Consider the following 17,513-nt stretch of genomic DNA (forward strand, 5'->3'; position numbering starts at 1 on the left):
CCGCAATGCTGTTTTTGCTTTCCCCCGCCAAGAAGCTGGACTACGACTCGCCGCTGCACATCGAGACGCATACCCAGCCGCTGTTCGTGGATCAGGCCGCCGGCCTGATCAAGGTGCTGAAGACCAAGTCGGCCGAGGACATCGCCGAGCTCATGAGCCTGAGTCCGGCGCTGTCGGAGCTGAACGTGCAGCGCTACGCCCACTGGAAGCGCAGCTTCACCCAGGCCAATTCGCGCCAGGCGGTGCTGGCCTTCAACGGCGACGTGTACGAAGGGCTGGAAGCCTCGACCCTCTCGGCCAAGCAGCTGGGCTGGGCGCAGGAGCACGTCGCCATCCTGAGCGGCCTGTATGGCGTGCTGCGTCCGCTGGACCTGATGCAGCCGTACCGGCTGGAAATGGGCACGCGCCTGCAGACGCCCAAGGGCAAGAACCTGTACGAATACTGGGGCAGCGCCATCGCCGACTACCTCAACGAACGCCAGGCCGGCCAGAAGGCGCCGGTGGTGGTCAACCTGGCGTCCGAGGAATACTTCAAGTCGGTCGACCTGAAGACCCTGAAGGCGCGCGTGGTGCAGTGCGTGTTCCAGGACTGGAAAAACGGCGCCTGGAAGGTCATCAGCTTCCATGCCAAGCGCGCGCGCGGCCTGATGGCGCGCTACGCCATCCTGCACAAGGTCTCCAAGCCGGAAGGCCTGCAGGGCTTCGACCTGGAAGGCTATGCGTATGACGCCTCCGCGTCGTCGGCGGACAAGCTGGTGTTCCGGCGCAAGGCGTAATACGGGGGGCGGCGCTCAGGCCGCCACCGCCATCTGCGGCGCGTGGGCGGGATCTTCCAGCGCCTGCAGTTCCTGGCGGATCATGTGGGCGGCCTTCAGTATCTGCTTGATGGGATAGACCAGCGCGGCCTGTTCGCCTTCGGTGTCGAACTGGGTGGGCAGGTCGGCGGGCGGCTGGGCGCGGCTCTGGTCCAGCAGCCCGGCCACGCCGTTCAAGGCCCGCTGCACGGCCTCGGGCGTGGCGGGCAGGGCGGCCAGGATGGGAATGGCCGCCGTGATCTGCGAGGCCAGCACGTGGTTCTGGATCAGCAGGTTGTTCAGCTCCGGCACGTTCACCTGGTGCGACTTGGGCTCGCTCATCATCCGGTAGAAGGCTTCGGCGAAATTGCTGAATGCGATGTGCACGTTCTTGCGTCCCAGCCGCCACGCCAGGTCGGCGTCGGTCACGGCGGGCGTGTCGCCGGCGGCCGCGCCCACGGGGGCGCCGTGGGCCTGCATCGCCTCGACGTAGCGCAGGCCCGCCAGCAGGTATTCGCGGTTGGCGCGCGTGGCCGCCGCGGCCAGCGGGCGCAGGTAGCGCGCTTCCCACCAGGGCAGGATATAGCTGCAGACCAGCGCCAGCGCGCAGCCCAGCAGCGTGTCCAGCGCGCGTTCGCCGATCACCGCCATGGACACCGTGCCCGGCGAGACGAAGTGGAACACCAGCACCACGAACAGCGTATTGAAGATGGCGCTGGCCATGTAGTTGAGCTGCACCAGGCTGTTGCCCATGATGCATGCGCCCAGCAGCACGGCGAACAGGATTTCGGGCTGGTCGGTCAGGTGGAACAGCAGCAGGGCGCCCAGGCAGCCTATCAGCGTGCCCATCAGCCGCCAGCCGTTGCGCTGGCGCGTGAGCGCGAAGCCCGGCTTCATGATGATGACGATGGTCAGCATGATCCAGTAGCTGTGCGACGAGAACGCCGGCGACAGCCAGCGGCTGGCCAGCGTCATGGCGATCGCGGCCGCCGCCGTGACCCGCAGCGCGTAGCGGAAGTGCGGCGAGTCCAGCCGCAGGTTGCTGGTCAGCAGCCCCAGGCGGAATTCCTGGCGCGAAATGAAGCGCGTGAGCGACTTGTTGATGCGCAGCACGTCGGTGGGCTTGGCGTCCGGCGAGGCGGCGGTGTGGTCGGCGAGCCGGTCGACGATGCGCGCCGAATTGCGCAGGCGGCGCAGCACCTGGATGATGAGCGCCAGCATCTCGGGCTCGCGCTCGCCCAGGCCCTGCTGCTTGAGCTGTTCGATCTCGTACTCGATGGCGCGCAACTCGGCCTTGGCGCTGCTGCGGTACTGCACCTTGCGTCCGCGCGACACGTCCAGCGCGATGCGGTTGAGCTCCAGCGACATCTTCACCAGCGCGTCGCGCATGAACATCAGGCAGTCGTTGCCGGCCAGCGCGCGGCGCAGCGCCGCGTAGTCGGTGTGCGTGGCCACCAGCGTGTCCAGGAGCAGCAGCATGTCGACGAACATGTTCCAGATCATCACGCGCTGGCGGTCGCCCAGGCCCTTGCCGCGGGGCAGGGCGCGCAGCACCATGTCGCGCGCGGCCTGGTGCTTGTCGGTCATGACGGACTGGCGCTGGATCAGGTCGCGGTAGGCCTCGTCCAGGTCCGACGTGGTGTCGTAGAAGGCGGCCCGGGCGGCGACGTAGTCGGCGGTGGCGAACAGCGCCACCGACATGGCCTGCTGCTCTTCGCGCAGCCAGAACAGGCGCGAAAAGCCCAGGCTGAACACCAGGTAGAACAGCGCGCCGCCCAGCGTGGCCGTGGCGTGCGCCAGCACCTCGTGCGGCTGCAGCGGCGTGTGCATGGTCAGCGTCATCAGCAGCAGGCCGGCGAAGCCGATCAGCCCGCCGCGCTTGCCGAACACGCTGAACATGGAATAGACGAAGCACTGTGCGATGACCGCCAGCCAGATCAGCACCGGATAGCTGGACGCCAGCCCCGTGATGACCACGGTCAGGGTGCCCAGCGCCGCGCCGCCCAGCATTTCGTTGGTGCGGTGGCGCTGCGGGCCGCCGGGCTGGTCGATGATGGCCAGGCACTGCGCGCCGAAGGTCGCCACCAGGCCCGTCGTGTAATTGCCGAACAGGCCGCCCACCACCAGCACGGGCAACAGCATCCCCACCCCCTGGCGCACCCCGCCGAAGAAGTAGTGGCTGTAGAGGAAGCGGCGGATGCTGGCAATGCGCAAATCCATGGGCGGGCTCGATTCTGGGCGACGGGATAAGTATAGAGAGACTGTGGATTTTTTCGGGGTCGGATGGTTACCGAAACTTCCACGCAACGCCGATTTGCCACCTTTGACGCAACGCGGTAAATTCCCCCACTTGCGCCGGCCCGCTATCCGAAGCCGGCGCGTTGAGGCGGATGGCCAGGGTCACCTCCCAGCCCTCCCGCAGCAGTTACACCTGCCGTTGGCCGCGCCACAAGCGTGTGTTGCCAAGGCTTCCATTTCGACCTCCAGCGTCCCCCAGGGGCGTTTGCACTGCGTTCTGTCGAGCGTGTGCCGGGTCGGCAGGGTGTCCGGGTGGCGTGGCTCCGTGAGCCGCTAAGCGCCGGATCATGTTGCCGCAGCCGGTATGGGTTCAGTTGCCGTCGTATCCGGGCGGGCAGCAGGCAGGGTTTGCAGGGCCGGTTTTGAAAGGAATGACAACATGGAACTGAATGGCGCCGATATCGTCGTGCGCTGCCTGGCCGAAGAAGGCGTGGAACACGTTTTCGGCTACCCCGGCGGCGCGGTGCTCTACATCTACGACGCGATTTTCAAGCAAGACAAATTCCAGCATATCCTGGTGCGCCACGAGCAGGCTGCCGTGCACGCCGCCGATGCCTATTCGCGCTCGTCGCAAAAGGTCGGCGTCTGCATCGTGACCAGCGGCCCCGGCGTGACCAATGCCGTCACCGGCATCGCCACCGCCTACATGGACTCCATCCCGATGGTCATCATCAGCGGGCAGGTGCCCACTGCGGCCATCGGCGAAGACGCCTTCCAGGAATGCGACACCGTCGGCATCACGCGCCCCTGCGTCAAGCACAATTTCCTGGTGCGCGACGTCAAGGACCTGGCCGAGACCATGCGCCGCGCGTTCTACATCGCGCGCACCGGCCGTCCCGGCCCGGTGCTGGTGGACATCCCCAAGGACATCACCGTCGCGCAGTGCAAGTACGCGCCGCCCAAGGGCGAAATCTCGATGCGCTCCTACGCGCCCGTCAACAAGGGCCACCAGGGGCAGATCAAGAAAGCCGTGCAGATGCTGCTGTCGGCCGAGCGCCCGATGATCTACACGGGCGGCGGCGTGATCCTGTCGGACGCCGCTCCCGAACTGAACAAGCTCGTCACGCAGCTGGGCGCGCCGTGCACCAGCACCCTGATGGGGCTGGGCGGCTATCCCGCCAGCAGCGGCCAGTTCGTGGGCATGCCCGGCATGCACGGCACCTACGAAGCCAATATGGCGATGCAGCACTGCGACGTGCTGCTGGCCATCGGCGCGCGCTTCGACGACCGCGTGATCGGCAATCCCAAGCACTTCGCGCAGAACGCCCGCAAGATCATCCACATCGACATCGACCCCTCGTCGATCTCCAAGCGCGTGCGCGTGGACGTGCCGATCGTGGGCAACGTGAAGGACGTGCTGGCCGATCTCAGCACCCAGTACGACATTGCCGCGGCCGAACACAAGCCCGCCTCCATCGCCAAATGGTGGGAGCAGGTCGAGGCCTGGCGCGGCAAGGAATGCCTGAAGTACGCCAACTCGGACGAGGTCATCAAGCCGCAGTTCGTGGTGGAAAAGCTCTGGGAAGTGACCGGCGGCGACGCCTTCGTCACCTCCGACGTGGGCCAGCACCAGATGTGGGCGGCCCAGTACTACAAGTTCGACAAGCCGCGCCGCTGGATCAATTCCGGCGGCCTGGGCACCATGGGCGTGGGCCTGCCCTATGCCATGGGCGTGCAGATGGCCAATCCGGGCAGCGACGTGGCCGTGATCACCGGCGAGGCGTCCATCCAGATGAACATCCAGGAGCTGTCGACCTGCCACCAGTACCGCCTGACGCCGAAGATCGTCTGCCTGAACAACCGCTTCCTGGGCATGGTCCGGCAGTGGCAGCAGATCGACTACGGTTCGCGCTATTCCGAGTCCTACATGGATTCGCTGCCCGATTTCGTCAAGGTGGCCGAGGCCTATGGCCACGTGGGCCTGCGCATCGAGCGCCCGGCCGACGTCGAGCCGGCGCTGCGCGAAGCGTTCAAGAAGCACAAGGACCGCCTGGTCTTCCTGGACTTCATCACCGACCGCACCGAAAACGTGTGGCCGATGGTCAAGGCCGGCCGCGGGCTGACCGAAATGCTGCTCGGCTCTGAAGACCTGTAAGGAGGCCACCCATGAAGCATGTGATTTCCGTCCTCCTCGAAAACGAACCCGGCGCGCTGTCGCGCGTGGTGGGCCTGTTTTCCGCGCGGGGCTACAACATCGAGACCCTGACCGTGGCGCCCACCGAGGACGCCACCCTGTCGCGCATGACCATCGTGACCACCGGGTCCGACGAGATCATCGAGCAGATCACCAAGCACCTGAACCGCCTGGTGGACGTGGTCAAGGTCGTCGACCTGACCGAGGGCGCGCACATCGAACGCGAGCTGATGCTGGTGAAAGTGCGGGCCGTCGGCAAGGAGCGCGAGGAAATGAAGCGCATGGCGGACATCTTCCGCGGCCGCATCATCGACGTGACCGACAAGTCCTACACCATCGAACTGACGGGGGTGCAGGAAAAAGTACAGGCCTTCCTGGAGGCCCTGGACCGCAGTGCCATCCTGGAAACCGTGCGCACCGGCGTGTCCGGCATCGGACGCGGCGAACGGATTCTGAAGCTTTGACCGCCGCACCCTACATCTGAACTGAAAAAATCCAAAATACTGGAATCTGGAGCACAACCATGAAAGTTTTCTACGACAAAGACTGCGATCTCTCCCTCATCAAAGGCAAGACCGTCGCCATCATCGGCTACGGTTCGCAAGGCCATGCGCACGCGCAGAACCTGCATGACTCGGGCGTGAAGGTCGTGGTCGGCCTGCGCAAGGGCGGCGCCTCGTGGAACAAGGCCGCCAACGCCGGCCTGGAAGTCAAGGAAGTCGCCGAAGCCGTCAAGTCGGCCGACATCGTCATGATGCTGCTGCCCGACGAGAACATCGCCGCCGTCTACAACAAGGAAGTGCACGCCAACATCAAGGCCGGCGCCGCGCTGGCCTTCGCCCACGGCTTTAACGTGCACTACGGCCAGGTCGTGCCGCGCGAAGACATCGACGTCATCATGATCGCGCCGAAGGCGCCGGGCCACACCGTGCGCAACACCTACAAGCAGGGCGGCGGCGTGCCGCACCTGGTGGCCGTGTACCAGGACAAGTCGGGCGCCGCGCGCGACGTGGCCCTGTCGTACGCCAGCGCCAACGGCGGCGGCCGCGCCGGCATCATCGAAACCAACTTCCGCGAAGAAACCGAAACCGACCTGTTCGGCGAACAGGCCGTGCTGTGCGGCGGCACCGTCGAACTGATCAAGGCCGGTTTCGACACGCTGGTGGAAGCCGGCTACGCGCCCGAAATGGCCTACTTCGAGTGCCTGCACGAGCTGAAGCTGATCGTCGACCTGATCTACGAAGGCGGCATCGCCAACATGAACTACTCGATCTCGAACAACGCCGAATTCGGCGAATACGAGACCGGCCCGAAGATCGTCACCGACGAGACCCGCAAGGCCATGCGCCAGTGCCTGACGGACATCCAGACCGGCGAATACGCCAAGAAGTTCATCCTGGAAAACGCCGCCGGCGCCCCGACGCTGACCTCGCGCCGCCGCATCAACGCGGAATCGCAGATCGAAGTGGTGGGCGGCAAGCTGCGCGCCATGATGCCCTGGATCGCCGCCAACAAGCTGGTGGACAAGTCCAAGAACTGATCCCTTTGCGGCGCGGGGCCCGTTCCCCGCGCAATCAGGGTCAAAACGGCATGCCCGCAGGGGCATGCCTTTTTTTTTCGGGTATTCGACTGGCTAATGCCGGGCACGTCGCTTGCGGCGGCCCGCAAGCGGGGCCAGATGGGTTAACCTTTGAAAGTCCGTTGTAAGTTATTGAGACCATGCCCAATTTTTCCATGCGCGATTCCGAGAATCGCCACCGAAGCATCTACCTGCTGCCCAACGCGTTCACCACCGCGGCGTTGTTCGCGGGGTTCTACGCCGTCGTGCAGGCCATGAACGATCGCTTCGAAGTCGCCGCCATCGCCATTTTCGTCGCCATGGTGCTGGACGGCATGGACGGCCGCGTGGCGCGGCTGACCAACACGCAGTCGGCCTTCGGCGAGCAATACGACTCGCTGTCCGACATGACCTCGTTCGGCGTGGCCCCGGCGCTGGTGATGTACGAATGGATCCTGAACGACCTGGGCCGCTGGGGCTGGCTGGCCGCCTTCGTCTACGTGTCGGGCGCGGCGCTGCGCCTGGCGCGCTTCAACACCAATATCGCCGTGGTCGACAAACGCTATTTCCAGGGCCTGCCCAGCCCGGCCGCGGCCGCGCTGGTGGCCGGCTTCGTCTGGCTGGCGGTGGACAACAAGCTGCCCATCCACGACAGCCTGATGGCCTGGGTGGCGTTCACGCTGACCATGTACGCCGGCATCACCATGGTGTCGAACGCGCCGTTCTTCAGCGGCAAGAGCTTCGCGCTGGGCCGCAGCGTGCCGTTCTGGGGCATCCTGCTGGTGGTGGCGGTCTTCGTGTTCGTCTCCAGTGATCCCCCGGTCGTGCTGTTCGGCCTGTTCGTGCTCTACGGCCTGTCGGGCTGGATCACCTGGGCCTGGCGCTGGAACCGGGCGCGCCGCCTGACGCAGGAACGCCGCAACCATACTTCCTGACCGCCGCCCGCCCGTAAAAACAAAACCCGCCGACGAACCGGCGGGTTTTGTTTTGGGCCGGGCCCGGCGCTACCACCACATGAAGCGGTCTTCGTCGTACATGGGGTCGGGGCCAGGGTGGAAATGCGTGACCTTGTTGCCGTCGCGGCCCATGTATACGTACATGAGCGAGTTCCACACACCGTTCTCTTTGTAGCGGTACGACCACACCACCTCGCGTTTTTCGCCCAGGCCGGTTTCCTCGATGCGGGCCGGCGGGCCGAATTCGCAGCGCACCCGGTCGGGGCTCCAGTCGCCCTGTTCCAGCACCTTGAAGTGCGCGTCCGTCAGCAGCGGCAGCACGCGGTCCACGCGGCCGTCGGCGCCCACGTTGGTGCCCCAGGCGTACTGGCCCATGGGCTGCTGCGTCCAGATGACGCGGCGCCCGCCGTTGGCCTGCGGACATTCGAAATTCGGGTTGCCGAACTGGGTCAGGACCTCGCCGTAAGGGGTGCCTGGCTGTATCTGGGCCATGTTGGCGCAGGCCGACAGGCCGGCCAGCGCGGCGGCGGCCAGCGCGCCGCGGGCGATCTTGTAGTATTTGGACATATTCATCTCCTGCGAAGCTCGGTTCGCGGCCGTCCAGCCGGGCCCGAAAGGGAGAGGCGGGCGGTGCATTGGGGTAATTCTAGCGAATCGGCTATAATCATCGAGCTTTATCAAGTGTATTGATTTGAGCAAGGTATTTAAGCAAGTACTTTGTGCCGGCCACAGCAACCGGAAAGTGCATCGAAAGTCGGGCGTCGAAGCTCGCCTGAGCACGTTTCAGGGCGCTGTTTGAGTCATCATTGGCAGCAGTGAGAAAGCGAATACAGCCAGGCTCGCACAAATTTTTTTCCAAACCACGTCAGGGCGCCTCGGCCCTGTCGCATGTCCGAAGAGGTCATTAATGTCTGTTGCTGACATCAAGAAATCCGATATCGTTGCGCAATTCCAACGCGCTCAAGGCGATACCGGCTCCCCCGAAGTCCAGGTGGCTCTGCTCACCGCCCGTATCAACGAGCTGACCGGTCACTTCAAAGAACACATGAAGGATCACCACTCGCGCCGCGGTCTGCTGCGCATGGTCAGCCGTCGCCGCAAGCTGCTCGACTACCTCAAGGGCCGCAATCCCGATTCGTACCGCGCACTGATCGAAAAACTCGGTCTGCGCAAGTGATCGACGGGGCTGGCTCCCCATGACGCAACCGTGGTCGGTGCGACGCATGTCGCGGCGGCCACGGTTTTTCATTTGTAAGGAATAATCGTCATGTTCAATAAAGTGACAAAATCGTTCCAGTACGGCCAGCACACGGTCGTCCTGGAAACCGGCGAGATCGCCCGCCAGGCTTCCGGCGCCGTGATGGTGTCGATCGAGGACACCGTCGTCCTGGCCACTGTCGTGGCTTCCAAGAAGGCCAAGCCGGGCCAGACGTTCTTCCCGCTGACCGTCGACTACATCGAAAAGACCTACGCCGCCGGCCGCATTCCCGGCGGCTTCTTCAAGCGCGAAGGCAAGCCGTCCGAGAAGGAAACGCTGACCTCGCGCCTGATCGACCGTCCCCTGCGTCCGCTGTTCCCCGAAGACTTCTACAACGAAGTCCAGGTGGTCATCCACACGCTGTCGGTCAACCCCGAAATCGATCCGGACATCGCCGCCATGATCGGCGCGTCGGCCGCGCTGGCCATTTCGGGCATCCCGTTCAACGGCCCGATCGGCGCCGCCCGCGTGGGCTACATCGATGGCCAGTACGCCATCAACCCGACCGCCTCGCAGCTGAAGTCGTCGCAGCTGGACCTGGTCGTCGCCGGCACCGAGAACGCCGTGCTGATGGTGGAATCGGAAGCCCGCGAGCTGTCCGAAGAAATCATGCTGGGCGGCGTGGTCTACGGCCACGAGCAGATGCAGGCCGTCATCAACGCCATCCACGAACTGGTCAAGGAAGCCGGCAAGCCCGATTGGGACTGGCAGCCGCCGGCCAAGGACGAGGCCCTGATCTCCGCCGTCACCGCCGCCGCCCAGGAAGGCCTGAGCGCCGCCTACCAGATCCGCGAAAAGCAGGCCCGCACCACGCAGCTGCGCGAAGTCTACGCCAGCGTGTCGGAGAAGCTGAACGCCGCCGCCGCCGAGAAGGGCGAGCCGGCCCCGGACGCCGTGACCGTCGACAACATCCTGTTCTCGCTGGAATCGGCCATCGTCCGCGGCCAGATCCTCAACGGCGAGCCGCGCATCGACGGCCGCGACACCCGCACCGTGCGTCCGATCAGCGTGCGCCTGGGCGTGCTGCCCCGCGCGCACGGCAGCGCGCTGTTCACCCGCGGCGAAACCCAGGCGCTGGTCGTCGCCACGCTGGGCACCAAGCAGGATGAGCAGATCATCGACGCGCTCATGGGCGAGTACCGCGACCGCTTCATGCTGCACTACAACATGCCTCCGTTCGCCACCGGCGAAACGGGCCGCATCGGCGTGCCCAAGCGCCGCGAAATCGGCCACGGCCGCCTGGCCAAGCGCGCGCTGATCCCGCTGCTGCCGGCGCCCGAGGACTTCCAGTACACCATCCGCATCGTGTCGGAAATCACCGAGTCCAACGGCTCCTCGTCGATGGCTTCGGTCTGCGGCGGCTCGCTGGCCATGATGGACGCCGGCGTGCCGGTCAAGGATCACGTGGCCGGCGTGGCCATGGGCCTGATCCTGGACGGCGGCAAGTTCGCCGTGCTGACCGACATCCTGGGCGACGAAGATCACCTGGGCGACATGGACTTCAAGGTCGCGGGCACCGAGAACGGCGTCACCGCGCTCCAGATGGACATCAAGATCCAGGGCATCACCAAGGAAATCATGCAGGTGGCGCTGGCCCAGGCCCGCGAAGGCCGCCTGCACATCCTGGGCAAGATGAAGGAAGCCCTGGACGGTTCGCGCGGCGAGCTGTCGGCTTTCGCCCCGCGCATGCTGACCATCAAGATCAACCCCGAGAAGATCCGCGACGTGATCGGCAAGGGCGGCGCCACCATCCGCGCGCTGACCGAAGAAACCGGCACGCAGATCGACATCTCCGACGACGGCACGATCGTGATCGCCAGCGTCGACGAAGCGCAGGCCAAGGAAGCCCAGCGCCGCATCGTCGAGCTGACCGCCGACGTCGAAGTGGGCCAGATCTACGAAGGCTCGGTGCTGCGCCTGCTGGACTTCGGCGCCATCGTGCAGGTGCTGCCGGGCCGCGACGGCCTGCTGCACATCTCGGAGATCGCCAACTACCGCATCGCCAACATCAACGATGTGCTGAAGGTCGGCCAGCAGGTCCGCGTCAAGGTCATCGAGGCCGACGACAAGGGCCGCCTGCGCCTGTCGATCAAGGCCATCGGCGGCATCGAGCAGCAGCAGGCCGCTGCCGCTCCGGAAGCCGCCCCGCAATCGGAACCGCAAGCCGAATAAGCCTGCGCGACCGGTAGCCAGGAACGGCGCCCCTCGGGGCGCCGTTTTTCATTCTGTAGCCGGCCGCGGCCGACGACGCGCCGATTTCCTGTAAAGTCTTGCGCGAAGAGCCGGACCGGGCCGATGCCGCCGGCGGCCGGTAGAGCGCACGGGGGGAAACGGATGGGCAAGGCATGACCGGATGGCTGAGATCCGCTGGCGCGGCGGGGCTGATCGCGGCGCTGCTGGCCGGCTGTATGAACCCCGCGCCCGGCCAGCGCGGGCCCAAGAGCGAGGACATGTCCGCCGACCAGTTCGGCCAGACCGACTTCAACCGCACCGTCACGCTGGAGGTGCGCGACAACCTCGCCAGCCTCTACGTGCTGCTGGACAAGCTGTATCGCCGCAACCCGCGCGAATGGCGCAAGACCGGGGCCCCGGACCAGGCCAAGGCGGTGGCGCTGGTCAAGCACGCGATCGAAGTCCGCATCCCGCCCCGCGACCTGCAGGGCCTGCGCGACATCCAGATCCTGGCGGTGTCGCTGGACCCCAACTACACCGGCGACCGCGTCGGCGCATTCATCTACGGCCTGGCCGACACCATCATCGCGGCCCATAATGGGAAAACCCGGTTGTACGCCATGGACGCGCTGGACGGGCAGCGGGTCTACAATGCCGCACGGAACGTCGAAGCGGCCGCCTGGCTGCTGGCGTCGCGCCGCGACAACCAGGGCGAACCGCTGCTGCTGGCCAACGAAATGTCCCAGAACGCCACGAACCTCAGCTTTGAGCGCGAATTCGGCGCCATCATCGGCCGGTTGGACCTGATCGCCAACCTGCTGGGCGAGAACGCGCGGCGCATCGGGATCAACTATGCGCAGGGGCTCTTGCTCTTCAATTTCCTTCCGGTGCGCTAAGGATTTCCCATCGTGATCGATATCGCTTCCATTCAGACCGCCCGCGAGAACCTGCGCGGCCAGGTGCTGAAGACCCCGTTTACCCTTTCCCGCACGCTGTCCGATATTTTCGGCGCCGAGATCTGGCTGAAATTCGAGAACCTGCAGTTCACGGCTTCCTTCAAGGAGCGCGGCGCGCTGAACCGCATGCTGACCCTGTCGGACGCCGAGCGCGCCGCCGGCGTGATCGCCGTGTCCGCCGGCAACCACGCCCAGGGCGTGGCCTACCACGCGCAGCGCATGGGCGTGCCGGCGGTGATCGTGATGCCGCGCTTCACGCCCACCGTGAAAATCGCCAACACGCGCCGCTTCGGCGCCGAGGTGGTGCTGGCGGGAGACACCTTCGACGACGCCAAGGCGCGCGGCTACGAGCTGGCCCGGGAGCGCGGGCTGACCATGATCCATCCGTACGACGACGAGGCCGTCATCTCGGGGCAGGGCACCGTGGCGCTGGAAATGCTGGAAGACCAGCCGCAGCTCGACATGCTGGTCATCGCCATCGGCGGCGGCGGCCTGATATCCGGGGTCGCCACCGCGGCCAAGGCGCTCAAGCCCGGCATCGAGATCGTCGGCGTGCAGACCGAACGCTTCCCGTCCATGTACGCCGCGGTCACCGGCGTCTCCATGCCGCAGGGGCAGTACACCATCGCCGAAGGCATCGCCGTCAAATCGCCCGGCGCGCTGACCCAGCCCATCGTCAGCAAACTGGTCGACCGCATCGAACTGGTGTCCGAAAGCGATATCGAACACGCCATCGTGGTGCTGCTGGAGATCGAAAAATCCGTGGTCGAAGGCGCCGGCGCGGCCGGCCTGGCCGCGCTGCTGCACGCGCAGGAAGCGGGCAGCGACCGCTACAAGGGCAAGCGCATCGGCCTGGTGCTGACCGGCGGCAACATCGACCCGCTGATGCTGGGCGAACTGATCGAGCGCGGCATGGTGCGCGCCGGACGCCTGGCGCGCATCCGCGTAGACCTGCGCGACCTGCCGGGCGCGCTGGCCCACGCCACCAAGCTCATCGCGGACGCCCAGGCCAACATCACCGAGGTCCACCACCAGCGCGCCTTCACCTCGCTGCCGGTGCGCAACGTCGAAGTCGACTTCGTGCTGCAGACCCGCGGCCCGGACCACATCCAGGAAGTGATCGACGTCCTGAACGCGGCGGGTTTCGCCGCCAGCAACCACGACCACTGAGCGCGGCCGCGCGGCGGCTCAGCCCGCCTCGCGCGCCAGCAGATTCCTCAGGCCATACAGCCGCTCGCGATGCAGGGTGGCCGCCAGCGGCTCGGGTTCGCGCCCCAGCGCGACGTAGTCGGCCGGCACCTGCGCCACCGCTTCGCGGATACGGTCGGCGCCGGTCTGCCACCATTGCACCAGCATGCGGTCCGGGTTGTAGACGTCCAGCCCCTGGCGCCGCAGTTCGGAACGGTTGAAATCCTTCAGGTTCCAGGTCAGCACCTGCACCACCGGCGGCTGCTGCAGGCCGCAGCGGGCGCGCCGCGCCAGCCCGGCCGCGATCACGTGGAAATCCTTGGGATCGCTGTAGCGCAGCGACGCCTCGTAGACCGCCGTGTCCAACTCCCGGGCGGCCGGGAAACGCGCATTCATCTCGTCCCACATCTCGCTCATGACCTCGGGCGGGATCTCCCAGATACGCGAGGCGTTGCGGCGCCATTCCTCGCCGATGCGGTCGGTCCAGACCGGCACGAACACCCCCGCCTCGGCCAGCCGCAGCAGCAGGCGGCGCAGAATGCCGGACATGAGAACGCAGGCGTCCAGGACGATGAAGGGCGGAGAGACGGCAGGGACGGTCAAGGTGCGGCCGGACAGGGTGGAAAGGCGAGGCGCAAGAATAATGGATTTTTCGATGGGGCTGCGCGGCGGGGCGGGCGGCGCGCTCAGCGGCTTGCCCCGGCGTCGCTGCGCGGCGCCGCAAGCAGCCCCCGCGACGGCATGAAAAACGCCGGAATCCGGCCTTGCGCGATGGCGGTCCTACCCAAGGCCGCCGAGCCGGGCATGCTGATGTGGCCGGGATCGAAATACACGGGCACGCCCTGGACCTCGGCGCGGCACACCGATCCGTTGCATAGCAGGTTGTGTATGTCGAAGGTTTCGACGTTGGGAAACTTCGAGGCCAGCGCAATCAGGTAGGCGTTGACGTCGCGCTCCGGGCCGTCGCGCTGGGTGCGTTTTTCGTCGCAGCGCATGGCCGGAATCGTCAGCGCCTTCTTGTCGCATTCGCGGTCGTATTGCAGGAACAGCGGGGCCGACAGGGCGATCACGACGTGCGGGACCCGCTTGCTCAATGTCGCGACCGTGGCGGCGATGTCCTGGCGCGAATTGCCCCGGTCGAAACCCACCCAGGCGCTGCCCAGGATCACCGTGTCGTATTTGCCGACCTCCGTCTCCATGGCCTCATTGAATTTGGCGCAGGTGTCGCGGATGGCGGGCATGGTGTATTGCGCGGATGTGCCGAACAGCGGCATGCAGCCGGAGATGGATATGTTCCTGAGCGCGACCCCGGCATATTTGCCGATTTCGTCGAAATAACCGACGTAGTGCGCCGCGTGCGAATCGCCCCAGAGCAGGGTTTTTACCGGCGCGCCTTTTTTTCCGATCACGCAGCGCGGGTCGCTCAGCGCATGCTCATCGAAGGAGCCGGTCTGGCAATTGTAGGAATACTCGCTGGCCGGCTTGGTGGCGCCGTCCAGCCGGGCCAGTTGCGCCTCATACCCGGCTGGCTTGAACAGCAGGCCGCTGGTGACGGAAACATACACGGCGATGCCGGCCAGCGCGGCGCTGACGGCGCCGAATTGCGCCGCAGCCCGGGCCCGAGACCTGGAGCGGCCGGCGCGCAAGGGCTTTTCCACACCGAAATACGAGATCAGCGTCATGATGGTCATGGCCGCCACGCAGTACAGATAGCCGGCCGGCGTCGGTTCGCCGTAGGCGTACCGATAGAACGCCATCACGGGCCAGTGCCACAGATAGAGCGAGTACGAAACCCGGCCCACAGCGACCATGGGGGCGAGCGACAACAGGCGGCCCGTGATGGTCCGATGCGTCGATCCGGCCAGGATCAGCATCGCCGCGCCCAGCGTGGGCGGAACCGCGGCGTATCCGGGAAATCCTCCCGTCTCGCTCAGGCGCGCCACGGACCAGGCGACCAGGGCAAGGCCGGCCACGGCCAGCAGTTCGGCGTACCCCCGCTTCAGCCCGGCCATGCGGGTGCTGCACCAGTAGGCCGCCGCGCCCATCATCAGCTCCCCGGCGCGCGCCGGCAGCATGTAATACGAAAAAGAGGGATCGGACGCCAGGTAGCGCTGGCCGACCAGGAAACTCACTGCGATCAGGATGAGGCCCAGCACGGGCCTCATGAAGTCGGGCAGCCACTTGTAGGCCGCCAGCAGCATCAGCGGCCAGAACAGATAGAACTGTTCCTCCACCGCCAGCGACCACAGATGCAGCAGCGGAACCGTTTCCGAGGAGGCGGCGAAATAGCTGGTGTCGAGGAACTTCCAGAAATAGATGTTGCCCGCGGAAATCACGCTGGCGGCGGCCGAAGCGCCCAGGTCGCGGGCGTCCTTCGGCAGCATGAAAACGGCGCCGACCAGAAGCGTGACGACGATGCAGAACAGCGACGCCGGCAGGATGCGGCGGGCGCGGGCCAGATAGAAATCGGCGAAGGAAAATGTGCCGGCGGCGATGTTGCGGCTGAGGATGCCGGTGATCAGAAAGCCGGAGATGACGAAAAAAACGTCGACGCCGACGAAACCGCCGGGCAGCCAGGTTTTATTCAGGTGGAAGACGACGACCGCCAATACTGCGATGGCCCGCAAGCCATCGATATCGGGCCTGTATCCGGCTTTGTGCTGGGGTAGTGACATATCCTCGGAATCCGCCGCGCAACATGTTGAGCCGTAGACGGAATTTTCCGCAGGCCGCCGAAAAATCCATTGATTCTAAAAGACAAATGCCGGCCGAAGCCCATATCGGCCATCGGTATTCATCCGTATGGCGCAGGCGCGATCCCGGGGTTATAGGGCCGTGGGAGAGGAAAAGCGCAGGGGAGAGGGGTGGTGCCCGAGACCGGAATCGAACCGGTACGGCCGCGAGGCCGAGGGATTTTCTTACCACTTCGGCTTTCGCCGCCAGCGCGGGCGCTGTTCGTGGTCTGGAGCACGCCTTCACCTTAGCCTTGCGGCCTTAGGTGCCCGCCGTCTGCTCTCTACACCTTCCCCGGCGATACGGCCTGGGCTTGGCTCGGCGTTGGCTCGGAACGGGTCCAGGGCATTCGCCGAGTTTGACGGGCTACACCTTTGGAGTTTCCTCCAAAGGGCTCAAATTGATTCAAGTCCCTTGTGTCTACCAATTTCACCACTCGGGCGTTGCCGGCCCGGTGAGGACCGGCAGCGGGCGTGACTATACCATCCCGCGCATGGGGATATTGGCGGCGGCGTCCATCACTCGGTGAAACGCACGGACGTGCGCGGCCGTTCGTCCACGGTCAGGGAAAACACGTCGGGACGCGCATAATGCCCCACCACGTCGAAATCGTAGCGGGCCCGCACCAGCTCTTCGGTGTCGACCTCCGCGGTCAGCAGCCCCGTTCCGCCGTGCATCGGCCCGGCCAGCACCTGGCCCAGCGGGCCGACGATGACCGAGCCGCCGTTGATCAGCGGCCGGGTGGCTTCCCAGCCCGGCACGTCCTGGCCGAGTTCGGCGGGCGAGGGCTGTACCTGGCAGGCGCTGACCACGAAGCAGCGGCCTTCGTGGGCGATGTGGCGCATCGAGCATTGCCAGATGTCGCGTTCGTCCACCGTGGGCGCGCACCAGATTTCGACGCCCTTGGCGTACATGGCGGTGCGCAGCAGCGGCATGTGGTTTTCCCAGCAGATGGCGCCGCCGATGCGGCCGGCGGCCGTGTCGACCACGGGCAGGGTGGAGCCGTCGCCCTGGCCCCAGATCAGGCGCTCGGTGCCCGTCGGCATGAGCTTGCGGTGCTTGGCGGCCAGGCCCGCGTCGGGCTCGAAGAAGAGCGCGGTGCAGTACAGCGTGCTGCCGCCGCGTTCGATCACGCCCACGACCAGGCTGGCGCCGGTGCGCTGCGACAGGGCGGCCAGCGCGTCGGTTTCCGGGCCGGGCACGTCGATGGCGTTCTCGTAATAGCGGGCATAGGCCTCGCGGCCTTCCGGCAGGCGGTAGCCCAGGCGGGTGCCGAAGATTTCGCCCTTGGGGTAGCCGCCCAGCAGCGCTTCGGGCATGACGACCAGCGCGGCGCCGCTGGCGGCGATGTCGGTTTCGAAGGCCAGGATGTGTTCCAGCGTGCGGGCCTTGCCTTCGGAGGAAGCGCCGATCTGCAGCGCGGCGACGGTTTTCGCGGTCATGGGGGTCTCGCGGGTGGATGGAGG

Annotated in this window: 14 protein-coding genes; 9 read left to right on the forward strand and 5 right to left on the reverse strand. The window is 65.9% G+C overall.

The window, feature by feature from the left end; translation table 11 throughout:
- Positions 1 to 5: 5 nt before the first annotated feature.
- Positions 6 to 776 (forward strand): peroxide stress protein YaaA, encoded by a 771-nt coding sequence (yaaA, locus tag A6B37_RS17690; protein WP_111826495.1) that lies wholly within the window; start codon positions 6 to 8, stop codon positions 774 to 776.
- A gap of 15 nt (positions 777 to 791) precedes the next feature.
- Here yaaA and A6B37_RS17695 read toward each other — a convergent pair whose 3' ends face one another.
- Positions 792 to 3,014 carry an FUSC family protein gene (locus A6B37_RS17695; protein ID WP_102774255.1) on the reverse strand — a complete coding sequence of 741 codons (2,223 nt, stop codon included), beginning with the start codon at positions 3,012 to 3,014 and terminating at the stop codon, positions 792 to 794.
- Between the two features lie 382 nt (positions 3,015 to 3,396).
- On the opposite strand from A6B37_RS17695, the gene A6B37_RS17700 reads away from it, so the two are divergent.
- From A6B37_RS17700 to pssA, 4 genes are all read left to right on the forward strand, one after another.
- Positions 3,397 to 5,187, forward strand: a complete 1,791-nt coding sequence (locus tag A6B37_RS17700) for an acetolactate synthase 3 catalytic subunit (RefSeq protein WP_280638437.1) — start codon at positions 3,397 to 3,399, stop codon at positions 5,185 to 5,187.
- An 11-nt stretch (positions 5,188 to 5,198) separates the two neighbouring features.
- Positions 5,199 to 5,690, forward strand: a complete 492-nt coding sequence (gene ilvN / locus A6B37_RS17705) for an acetolactate synthase small subunit (RefSeq protein ID WP_102774257.1) — start codon at positions 5,199 to 5,201, stop codon at positions 5,688 to 5,690.
- Between the two features lie 59 nt (positions 5,691 to 5,749).
- Complete coding sequence (ilvC, locus tag A6B37_RS17710; RefSeq protein ID WP_102774258.1) at positions 5,750 to 6,766, forward strand: ketol-acid reductoisomerase; 1,017 nt, start codon at positions 5,750 to 5,752, stop codon at positions 6,764 to 6,766.
- Between the two features lie 179 nt (positions 6,767 to 6,945).
- Positions 6,946 to 7,719 (forward strand): CDP-diacylglycerol--serine O-phosphatidyltransferase, encoded by a 774-nt coding sequence (pssA, locus tag A6B37_RS17715; RefSeq protein WP_102774259.1) that lies wholly within the window; start codon positions 6,946 to 6,948, stop codon positions 7,717 to 7,719.
- 69 nt (positions 7,720 to 7,788) lie between these two features.
- On the opposite strand, the gene A6B37_RS17720 is transcribed toward pssA, so the two are convergent.
- The gene (locus A6B37_RS17720; protein ID WP_102774260.1) at positions 7,789 to 8,307 is read right to left on the reverse strand and encodes a hypothetical protein; all 519 of its coding nucleotides are present in this window, start codon (positions 8,305 to 8,307) and stop codon (positions 7,789 to 7,791) included.
- A 340-nt stretch (positions 8,308 to 8,647) separates the two neighbouring features.
- Between A6B37_RS17720 and rpsO the strand changes: the two genes are divergently transcribed.
- From rpsO to A6B37_RS17740, 4 genes are all read left to right on the forward strand, one after another.
- Entirely contained in the window at positions 8,648 to 8,917 is a 270-nt protein-coding gene (rpsO, locus tag A6B37_RS17725; RefSeq protein ID WP_006223612.1) for a 30S ribosomal protein S15, read from the forward strand.
- Positions 8,918 to 9,007: 90 nt separating this feature from the next.
- The gene (pnp, locus tag A6B37_RS17730; RefSeq protein ID WP_111826496.1) at positions 9,008 to 11,170 is read left to right on the forward strand and encodes a polyribonucleotide nucleotidyltransferase; all 2,163 of its coding nucleotides are present in this window, start codon (positions 9,008 to 9,010) and stop codon (positions 11,168 to 11,170) included.
- A gap of 173 nt (positions 11,171 to 11,343) precedes the next feature.
- Complete coding sequence (locus A6B37_RS17735) at positions 11,344 to 12,066, forward strand: hypothetical protein (RefSeq protein ID WP_102774262.1); 723 nt, start codon at positions 11,344 to 11,346, stop codon at positions 12,064 to 12,066.
- A gap of 12 nt (positions 12,067 to 12,078) precedes the next feature.
- Positions 12,079 to 13,296, forward strand: coding sequence for a threonine ammonia-lyase (locus tag A6B37_RS17740; RefSeq protein ID WP_102774263.1), 1,218 nt, complete (start codon positions 12,079 to 12,081; stop codon positions 13,294 to 13,296).
- A gap of 18 nt (positions 13,297 to 13,314) precedes the next feature.
- Here the strand turns inward: A6B37_RS17740 and A6B37_RS17745 are convergent, their stop codons facing one another.
- The 3 genes from A6B37_RS17745 to A6B37_RS17755 form a co-directional block, all read right to left on the reverse strand.
- On the reverse strand, positions 13,315 to 13,917 hold the full coding sequence (locus A6B37_RS17745; protein WP_111826497.1) for a PIN domain-containing protein: 603 nt from the start codon (positions 13,915 to 13,917) through the stop codon (positions 13,315 to 13,317).
- A gap of 83 nt (positions 13,918 to 14,000) precedes the next feature.
- Positions 14,001 to 15,941 (reverse strand): acyltransferase family protein, encoded by a 1,941-nt coding sequence (locus A6B37_RS17750; protein WP_168202240.1) that lies wholly within the window; start codon positions 15,939 to 15,941, stop codon positions 14,001 to 14,003.
- Between the two features lie 624 nt (positions 15,942 to 16,565).
- On the reverse strand, positions 16,566 to 17,489 hold the full coding sequence (locus A6B37_RS17755) for a carbon-nitrogen hydrolase family protein (protein WP_111826499.1): 924 nt from the start codon (positions 17,487 to 17,489) through the stop codon (positions 16,566 to 16,568).
- Positions 17,490 to 17,513: the final 24 nt, after the last annotated feature.

This window comes from Achromobacter sp. HZ01 (assembly GCF_003267925.1).
In the GTDB taxonomy this organism is placed as follows: Bacteria; Pseudomonadota; Gammaproteobacteria; order Burkholderiales; family Burkholderiaceae_B; genus Achromobacter; species Achromobacter pulmonis_A.